The 8,857-nt window shown below is 43.5% G+C and carries 9 protein-coding genes; 4 read left to right on the forward strand and 5 right to left on the reverse strand.

Annotated features, from left to right (window positions below; genetic code table 11):
* Positions 1–94: 94 nt before the first annotated feature.
* A complete protein-coding gene (abhA, locus tag RAC86_RS30930; protein ID WP_003244728.1) occupies positions 95–373 on the reverse strand; it encodes a transcriptional regulator AbhA in 279 nt (92 codons plus the stop codon).
* A gap of 283 nt (positions 374–656) precedes the next feature.
* Here abhA and mreBH point away from each other — a divergent pair, with 283 nt between their 5' ends.
* The 3 genes from mreBH to RAC86_RS30945 all read left to right on the forward strand — a co-directional run bounded on the left by mreBH (position 657) and on the right by RAC86_RS30945 (position 3,240).
* Complete coding sequence (gene mreBH / locus RAC86_RS30935) at positions 657–1,664, forward strand: cell shape-determining protein MreBH (RefSeq protein ID WP_003245743.1); 1,008 nt, start codon at positions 657–659, stop codon at positions 1,662–1,664.
* Positions 1,665–1,764: 100 nt separating this feature from the next.
* On the forward strand, positions 1,765–1,899 hold the full coding sequence (locus RAC86_RS30940; protein ID WP_003238865.1) for a protein YkpC: 135 nt from the start codon (positions 1,765–1,767) through the stop codon (positions 1,897–1,899).
* Positions 1,900–2,007: 108 nt separating this feature from the next.
* Entirely contained in the window at positions 2,008–3,240 is a 1,233-nt protein-coding gene (locus tag RAC86_RS30945; RefSeq protein ID WP_003232341.1) for an aminopeptidase, read from the forward strand.
* Positions 3,241–3,273: 33 nt separating this feature from the next.
* Here RAC86_RS30945 and RAC86_RS30950 read toward each other — a convergent pair whose 3' ends face one another.
* A complete protein-coding gene (locus RAC86_RS30950) occupies positions 3,274–4,185 on the reverse strand; it encodes a ketopantoate reductase family protein (RefSeq protein WP_377886378.1) in 912 nt (303 codons plus the stop codon).
* Positions 4,186–4,242: 57 nt separating this feature from the next.
* Positions 4,243–5,865 carry an ABC-F family ATP-binding cassette domain-containing protein gene (locus tag RAC86_RS30955; protein WP_003232344.1) on the reverse strand — a complete coding sequence of 541 codons (1,623 nt, stop codon included), beginning with the start codon at positions 5,863–5,865 and terminating at the stop codon, positions 4,243–4,245.
* A 180-nt stretch (positions 5,866–6,045) separates the two neighbouring features.
* Between RAC86_RS30955 and RAC86_RS30960 the strand changes: the two genes are divergently transcribed.
* Positions 6,046–6,315, forward strand: a complete 270-nt coding sequence (locus RAC86_RS30960; RefSeq protein ID WP_003232345.1) for a hypothetical protein — start codon at positions 6,046–6,048, stop codon at positions 6,313–6,315.
* 33 nt (positions 6,316–6,348) lie between these two features.
* Here the strand turns inward: RAC86_RS30960 and sipT are convergent, their stop codons facing one another.
* Positions 6,349–6,930, reverse strand: coding sequence for a signal peptidase I sipT (gene sipT, locus RAC86_RS30965; protein WP_003232348.1), 582 nt, complete (start codon positions 6,928–6,930; stop codon positions 6,349–6,351).
* A 144-nt stretch (positions 6,931–7,074) separates the two neighbouring features.
* The coding region (locus RAC86_RS30970) for a PTS fructose transporter subunit IIABC (RefSeq protein ID WP_377886379.1) at positions 7,075–8,857 on the reverse strand (1,783 nt) is incomplete at its 5' end.

An 8,857-nucleotide genomic window follows, 5' to 3' on the forward strand; every position in this document is an offset into this window, starting at 1 on the left:
AAATATCTTGATGTCTTATCTTAGGCGGCGGTAATCAAAAATTGATACGCAAAAAAGGCGGAGATGATATCGCTCCGCCTTTTTTAGCATAATTTTATTCTTTTAAAGCGGCTTGAATTTCTTCGAGAAGCAGCTGTGCACCCTCAGGGCTTAGCGTAATTTTACCGTTGCCGTATTCTTTATTTTCTGAAGTGATTTCTCCAGTCATTAAACAAACGCCATGAGGTTTGTACTTTTTCAAGATAATTTTATCTCCGTCAACAAAAAACTCAATGCTGTCTTTTATGGCAATATCCAATGCCCGTCTCAACTCAATCGGCATGACAATGCGGCCTAATTCATCTACTTTTCTCACAACACCTATTGATTTCATAAAAACCCTTCTTCCTTTAAATGTTTCTTTTCTCATGTAATGTTTTAAGGATGTACCTCAATATATCGTAGACGAATGAAACTTTGAAAAAGTTTCCCGCTTTCTATAAGAATTACAAGATATTTTTTCCATAAAACCGAAAAATGTATTACTTCTATTACACAGTTCCTTGATTTTTTACAAAAACATTTCTTTACCGACACACACCCCCAAAAATCGCAGTATTTCTGAGAAACTTTAAATGTAGAATCATATTAAATTAGGATAGAGATTGGGTGAAAACATGTTTCAATCAACTGAAATCGGGATTGACTTAGGAACAGCTAATATACTTGTTTACAGCAAAAATAAAGGGATTATCCTAAATGAACCATCTGTTGTCGCAGTGGATACGACGACAAAAGCAGTGCTTGCAATCGGAGCTGACGCGAAAAACATGATCGGTAAAACACCGGGAAAAATTGTCGCTGTCAGACCGATGAAAGATGGCGTGATCGCAGACTATGATATGACAACTGACCTGCTAAAGCACATTATGAAAAAAGCAGCAAAAAGCATCGGCATGTCGTTCAGAAAACCGAACGTAGTCGTTTGCACACCATCAGGCTCAACAGCAGTAGAACGCCGCGCCATCAGTGATGCGGTGAAAAATTGCGGCGCGAAAAACGTTCATTTAATCGAAGAGCCAGTTGCAGCCGCCATCGGAGCGGATTTACCGGTTGATGAGCCGGTTGCCAATGTGGTAGTAGATATCGGCGGAGGGACGACAGAGGTCGCTATTATTTCCTTCGGTGGCGTTGTTTCCTGCCATTCTATCAGGATCGGCGGAGACCAGCTTGATGAGGATATCGTTTCTTTCGTCCGTAAAAAATACAATTTGCTGATCGGCGAACGCACAGCTGAGCAGGTAAAAATGGAAATTGGCCATGCTCTGATTGAACATATACCAGAGGCAATGGAAATTCGGGGACGTGACCTCGTGACAGGTCTTCCAAAAACCATTATGCTTCAATCCAACGAAATTCAAGATGCAATGCGTGAATCCCTCCTGCATATTCTTGAAGCCATCAGAGCGACACTTGAGGACTGTCCGCCTGAATTGAGCGGAGATATTGTTGATCGCGGCGTTATTTTAACAGGCGGCGGCGCGCTCCTTAATGGAATTAAAGAATGGCTCACAGAAGAGATTGTCGTGCCTGTACACGTGGCGCAAAACCCGCTTGAATCTGTAGCAATCGGCACAGGCCGTTCTTTAGAAGTGATTGATAAGCTGCAAAAGGCAATTAAATAGTCTTTACCCGCAAAATTCTCACACGCGGCAAATTTCTTGCTTCTTTTTTCCTCACTTCCTTCATATTGTGGGAAATGGAGAAACGTTAAGGAGGAAACAGATGCTAAGAGATTTAGGAAGAAGAGTAGCGATCGCAGCCATTTTAAGCGGAATTATTCTTGGAGGCATGAGCATTTCTTTGGCAAATATGCCCCATTCGCCTGCAGGCGGCACTGTAAAACTGAATCATCCATAATATTGAAAAACCCAAGACGTGTCGTTTTGGGTTTTTCACTTTGGGCTCCTTCTTTCCTTTATAGGATCATATTTGATATGATGAGAAAAAAGCTTGGAGGAATGATTCATGGATTCATTTTCACAGAAATTAAATACATATGCACAGCTGGCGGTAGAAGTCGGCGTTAATGTCCAAAAAGGCCAGTATGTAGTCGTAAATGCTTCAACAGACGTTCGGGATTTTGTCCGTTTAATTGTAAAACACGCATATGAAAAGGGCGCAAAAAACGTCACCGTGAATTGGCAGGATGACGAAGTAGCCAAATTAAAATACGAACTTGCGCCGTTTGAAGCATTTGAAGAATATCCTGAATGGGAAGCAAAAGGCAGAGAAGAGCTTGCCAAAAATGGAGCTGCTTTCATTTCTGTTGTGTCGTCAAACCCAGACTTGCTAAAAGGTATAGATTCCAAACGGATTGCGGCATTCCAAAAAGCAGCAGGCAAAGCATTGCATACATACAGACAATATATTCAATCAGACAAAGTCAGCTGGACTGTCGTAGGTGCGGCATCAGCAGGCTGGGCTCACAAGGTGTTTCCTGGCAAATCAGAGGAGGAAGCGATCCACCTTCTGTGGGAAGAAATTTTTAAAGCGACACGCGTAAATGAAGACAACCCGGTTCAGGCGTGGATCAATCATGACCAAAATCTTCATGAAAAAGTTGACCATTTGAACGAGAGACATTACGCTGCCTTACATTATCAAGCTGAAGGAACTGATTTAACAATTAAGCTGCCTAGGAAGCATGTTTGGGCAGGTGCGGGAAGCGTGAATGAAAGCGGCCATGAGTTTATGGCCAATATGCCGACAGAAGAAGTATTCACGCTGCCGCAAAAAGACGGGGTTGACGGAGTGGTATCAAGCACAAAACCATTAAGCTACGGCGGAAATATTATTGAAAATTTCACCCTGACGTTTGAAAATGGCCGTATAGTCGACATTAAAGCTGAAAAAGGTGAGGATATTTTAAAAGAACTGGTGGAAACAGATGAAGGTTCTCACTATTTAGGTGAAGTGGCACTTGTTCCTTACGATTCGCCTATATCACAATCAAACATTCTTTTCTATAACACGCTGTTTGATGAAAACGCGTCAAATCATTTGGCGATCGGAAGCGCCTATGCCTTTAATATTGAAGGCGGAAAGCAGATGTCTCGTGAAGAGCTTGTCAAAGAAGGCCTAAATGAGAGCATTACACACGTGGACTTTATGATCGGTTCTAAGGATATGAATATTGACGGAATTACGGCAGACGGGAAAAGAGAGCCTATCTTCAGAAACGGAAATTGGGCTTTTTAAGTAAATAAAAGGAGGCTTTTCCGCCTCCTTTTTTTATTTTTCTGCTTCATACATTTGCAGATTCGCATAAACGGTTTCTAATACTGGTGCAGCGAGAGATAAACGTTTAACTTTTTCAAGCAAAAATCCATGCAGGTGGTCGCCTTCTGTCGTTTGGCCGTTTTCCATATCCCGCAGCATGGAGGACTTCATATGATAAGACATGCTGGTCATCGTACGAAAGCTCTCTTCCTCAAGATCCGGATCAGCCGGAACACCTTCTTTTCGTAAAACAGCGCAAATTTCCCCAATAAGAGTTTGAGCCGTGTGACGTCCGGCTTCTGTGGCGAGGATTGGGCCAAGCGGTCGTTGAAATAACGTTGTGATCCCCGCTTGCGCTGCAATAAAGAGATACTTTTTCCAAATGTCCTTCTCGATATGCCCGCTAATGATGACTTCAGCCTTCACACCTGAAAATACCTCTTCAAGCGCTCTTATCCGCTCCGTACGCTCGCCGTTCCATTCTCCAAATACAAAACGATGCGATGTGCTCGTATGATGAATTTCTCCTTTGTTGTCTAAAGCACTTTCTATAAAACACAGGCCGCCCAGCACCTGTTCTTTTGAAAATGCCGCAAATAGCTGCTCATAGTGGCGGTACCCATTTAAAAAAGGGATAATGACAGATTCCTGATGGATAAATGGTTTGACATCGTCTATCACTTGACCAAGCGAGTATGCTTTAGAAGCAATGATAACGACATCAAATTGCCCTGTTTCTCCGGCACTGATTAGTTCGGGCTGAAATGATACATTCCCTTTTTCACTATGGATGACAAGCCCGGTTTTTTTAAGCTGCTCAGCTCGTTTTTGGCGCACGAGAAATGTCACATCATTTCCTTTCTCCGAAAGCCGTCCGCCAATATACCCGCCTACTCCACCTGCTCCGACAACCAAAAATTTCATGTTGTGATCTCCTTTCATATTTAGGTATCAAAAAAAGCAGAGAAATCTCTGCTTTTTTTATTCCGCATATAGTTCAGTCAATTTTTTCTGCACATCAGCATTTTCAAGGAACTCGTCATAGCTCATTTGCTTATCGACGATGCCGTTAGGTGTAATTTCTATAATTCTGTTGGCAATGGTCTGCACAAACTGATGGTCATGGGAAGTAAACAGCATAGCGCCTTTAAAGCTGATTAAGCCGTTATTGAGCGCTGTAATGGACTCTAGGTCTAAATGGTTAGTCGGCTCATCCAAAATTAAAATATTGGCGCCAGAAAGCATCGCTTTCGACAGCATACAGCGGACCTTTTCTCCCCCGGAAAGTACATTTGCTTTTTTGTGGACTTCTTCTCCAGAGAACAGCATGCGTCCTAAGAAACCGCGTAAAAAGCTCTCACTTTGGTCGTGCGGAGAATATTGGCGAAGCCAGTCTACAAGGTTCAGATCACTGCCTTCGAAATATTCGCTGTTGTCTTTTGGAAAATACGCTTGAGATGTGGTAACACCCCATTTAAACGTTCCGCTGTCAGCTTCCATTTCCCCGGAAATGATTTTAAACAGCGTAGTAACAGCAAGTTCGTTTCGGCCAGTGAAAGCAATTTTATCTTCTCGATTCATAATAAAGCTGACATTGTCAAGCACCTTTACGCCATCGATTGTTTTTGTTAAGCCTTCCACGCGAAGAACATCATTTCCGATTTCCCGTTCCGGCGTGAAGTTAACATAAGGATAGCGGCGGGAAGACGGTTTAATATCATCCAGCGTGATTTTTTCGAGAAGTTTCTTTCTTGATGTAGCCTGCTTAGATTTAGACGCATTGGCGCTGAATCTAGCGACAAACTCTTGAAGCTGTTTAATCTGCTCTTCTTTTTTCTTGTTCGCTTCTTGAGAAAGCTTTAACGCCAGTTGGCTTGACTCGTACCAGAAATCATAGTTTCCGACATAGATTTGAATTTTGTTAAAATCAAGGTCGGCAATGTGCGTACATACTTTATTTAAGAAGTGGCGGTCATGGGATACGACAATAACTGTGTTTTCAAAGTTAATCAGAAACTCTTCAAGCCACTGGATTGCCTGAAGGTCCAAGTGGTTCGTCGGCTCATCGAGGAGCAGAACATCCGGCTTGCCGAATAATGCCTGTGCCAAGAGAACTTTTACCTTCTCCGAACCGCCGAGGTCTGCCATCTTTTTTGTGTGCAGATCTTCTGAGATACCAAGGCCTTTTAACAGGATCGCAGCTTCACTTTCCGCTTCCCAACCGTTCAGTTCCGCGAATTCACCTTCTAGCTCAGCAGCACGAATCCCATCCTCATCTGAGAAATCAGGCTTCATGTAAATAGCGTCTTTCTCCTGCATGACTTCATACAGGCGTTTGTGGCCCATAATGACCACTTTCAGCACTTCATACTCTTCGTACTCAAAATGGTTCTGCTTCAAGACGGCAAGACGCTCGCCAGGACTCATATGCACGTCGCCTGTCTGAGGCTCGATTTCGCCTGACAGCACCTTTAGAAACGTTGATTTACCGGCACCGTTTGCACCAATTAACCCATAGCAGTTGCCTGGGGTAAATTTAATATTAACATCTTCAAATAACTTGCGATCCGCAAACCGCAAGCTTACATTATTTACAGCAATCATTTATTATCCTCCATCATGTCTATCATCAATAAAAGTATACCATGAATGCAGGGCAAGAGAAATGATTCCCTGATAAAACAGAGAGAAAACACTTATACACCCAAACCAGCCAGCTGTGTTACAATTAAAGAGAGAGAATGCATCCGCCTGGAAAATTACACACTCTCATGGAGGAACACGTTGAGGCTTTTAACACTTACTGAATATTGCTTACTGATCTTTTTTACGGGCTTTTACCTTGCCGTAACAGGCTTTACCGCCAAAGATATCGGCTTATATATAGGCATAGCCCTTATTTACATATTTTCGCACATTTTTTCTAAACGGCTTTTAGAAAAGCGCGGAAAAGAGAACAAACAGGTTCACCTTTTCTTCAGTGTGCTAGCTATTATCGGTTCAGTGTTCATCACGGTTTTATGCATTGCATTGGTCGCTTCTTTTTCAAAATAAAAACGCCTGCTGTCCTAGGCCAGCAAGGCGTTTTTATTTTGTTTGACGCATTTCGTTAAACGGGAAAAAGACAAACTTCGATGTGCCGACAATTCGATCTTCCGCGATCAGTCCCAGCCCGTTTCGGCTGTCCATAGAATTCAGCCGGTTATCTCCCATGACAAAGTATTTGCCTTTCGGAACCTTAACCGGTCCAAAGTCTCCTGTCAGACTGACACCAAGTTTTTCTGCTTCCTTCTTGTTTTTAGACAAGTAAGGCTCGGCTACTTTTTTACCGTTTATATAAAGCGTGTCATCCTTCATTTGAACGGTTTCTCCAGGCTTTCCGATCAATCTTTTTACATAATGGATTTTAGAAGTTTCACCGTTGATAATAACGATATCTCCGCGCTTCAGCTCGCCGATATAGTTGACTGTTTTATTCACAAACAGCCTTTCTCCGTCATGTAATGTGGGATACATAGATGAACCTTCAACTAAATACGGTTCAAACAAAAAGTGACGGATCAGGAGAGCCAGCAGAACAGCGATGACAATCGCTTTACCCCATTCCAGGTACGTATTGGTTTTTTTCTTCGCCGTTTTCTCAGTATTCGTATTTTTTTCCTCGGTCAAAGTGTTTCCTCCTAGACAATTGCTATGTCAGTTGTTTCTCTTCTTTTACTTTATCATAAAAAAGAATAAAATACATAACTTAACCGCGCTCCCTGCCGGCCGGATAAGAAAAAGCGTCCTTTCGAACCAAGGACGCTTTTTTTCTTATTTTTCTGTAACAGGTTTTTTGACGATACCGAGGATAATTGCCATCACGACAGCACCGATCACGATACTTAAAAGGTAAAGCATCGGATGGTTTGTAATGAAAGCTACGAATACTCCTCCATGAGGCGCCGGAAGCGTTACTCGGAAGAATTCAGTTAATCCGCCGGCAACAGCTGCACCGACTACAGCAGCTGGTATGACGCGAAGCGGATCAGCCGCAGCAAATGGGATCGCTCCCTCTGTTACGAAAGCAGCTCCCATGAAATAGCATGTAATACCAGCTTCACGGTCACGCTGAGTGAATTTGTTTCTGAAAATGGTTGTTGCAAGTGCGATACCAAGCGGAGGAACCATACCGCCGGCCATGATTGCTGCATGAGGCGCATAGTTGCCTGCATCGATCATGGCGATACCGAACGTAAAGGCAGCTTTATTAAGCGGGCCACCCATATCGATCGCCATCATGCCGCCCAAGATAATACCCATTAACACAAGGTTTCCAGTACCAAGGCTTTCAAGCCAGTTTGTTAAGAAATTCATAAATGCCGCTACAGGTGTATTAACGACAAATTGCATTAATACGCCAGTGATAAAAATACCGAACAGCGGGTAAATCAAAACAGGTTTTAATCCATCAAGTGACTGAGGGATAAACGTAAATACTTTTTTCAGTAAAATCACGACATAACCGGCAAGGAATCCGGCAATTAAGCCGCCTAAGAATCCAGCATTCGCTTGAGTTGCCATAAATCCTCCGACCATACCAGGCGCAAAACCAGGACGATCTGCAATACTCATCGCAATGAAACCGGCCAGAACTGCAACAATCAGTTTTAATGCATTGTCGCCGCCGATAAAGTTTAATGCTGCTGCAAACGTGTTGTAGCTAGGATCATTCGGATCAGCAGAGTGAATTCCCCAGAAGAATGAAATCGCAACGAGAATACCGCCGCCGACTACGAACGGAAGCATGTTGCTGACACCGCTCATCAGGTGCTTATAAAACGTGTTTCCGATACCGCTTCCAGACTTGCCTTTCGCTTCTTCATCGTCGTTTGAAGCTGCTGAACTGCCGCCACTGCCTTGATAAATCGGCGCATCTTGATTCATCGCTTTTTCGATAAGCTCTTGCGGACGTCTGATACCCGCCGTTACAGGAACTTGAAGTACGCGCTTGCCTTTAAAACGTTCCATTTCAACCTGCTTGTCCGCTGCGACAATGATTGCAGGTGCATCTTCGATTTCTTGGGCAGTGAGCTTGTGCTTAATGCCGCTTGACCCATTTGTTTCGACCTTAATTTCCACACCAAGCTCTTTCGCTTTTTCTTTAAGGGCATCAGCAGCCATGAATGTATGGGCAATACCTGTCGGGCATGCAGTAACCGCTAAAATTTTCCCTTTTCCGGCAGGTGCTGGTGCCGCTTCTTCTTCTTCTTCCTCTTCCTCTTCGTCATCATCTTTATCGTGCTGATTAATAATGTCGATGATGGCATCTTCAGACTCAGCTTCAAGGAGCTGCTTACGGATTTCTTCACGCATTAACAGCGTTGAAAGTCTTGACAATGCTTCAAGGTGAGTGTTGTTTGCGCCTTCAGTCGCCGCGATCATGAACACTAAGTGAGCCGGCTGGCCGTCTAATGATTCATAATCGACGCCGTCTTTTGAACGTCCGAACGCGATCGCCGGGTTGATAACGCTTGCCGTTTTCGCATGGGGGATAGCGATTCCTTCACCGATACCCGTGGAGCTTTGGCTTTCGCGATTTAAAATGGCTTCTTTA

This window comes from Bacillus sp. LR_5 (assembly GCF_042709275.1).

Bases quoted from the DNA above. Each gene is read 5' to 3' on its own strand.
- RAC86_RS30950 (WP_377886378.1), bottom strand. From the start codon at position 4,185: ATGAAATTTTTGGTTGTCGGAGCAGGTGGAGTAGGCGGGTATATTGGC.
- abhA (WP_003244728.1), bottom strand. From the start codon at position 373: ATGAAATCAATAGGTGTTGTGAGAAAAGTAGATGAATTAGGCCGCATT.
- RAC86_RS30945 (WP_003232341.1), top strand. From the start codon at position 2,008: ATGGATTCATTTTCACAGAAATTAAATACATATGCACAGCTGGCGGTA.
- mreBH (WP_003245743.1), top strand. From the start codon at position 657: ATGTTTCAATCAACTGAAATCGGGATTGACTTAGGAACAGCTAATATA.
- RAC86_RS30940 (WP_003238865.1), top strand. From the start codon at position 1,765: ATGCTAAGAGATTTAGGAAGAAGAGTAGCGATCGCAGCCATTTTAAGC.
- RAC86_RS30955 (WP_003232344.1), bottom strand. From the start codon at position 5,865: ATGATTGCTGTAAATAATGTAAGCTTGCGGTTTGCGGATCGCAAGTTA.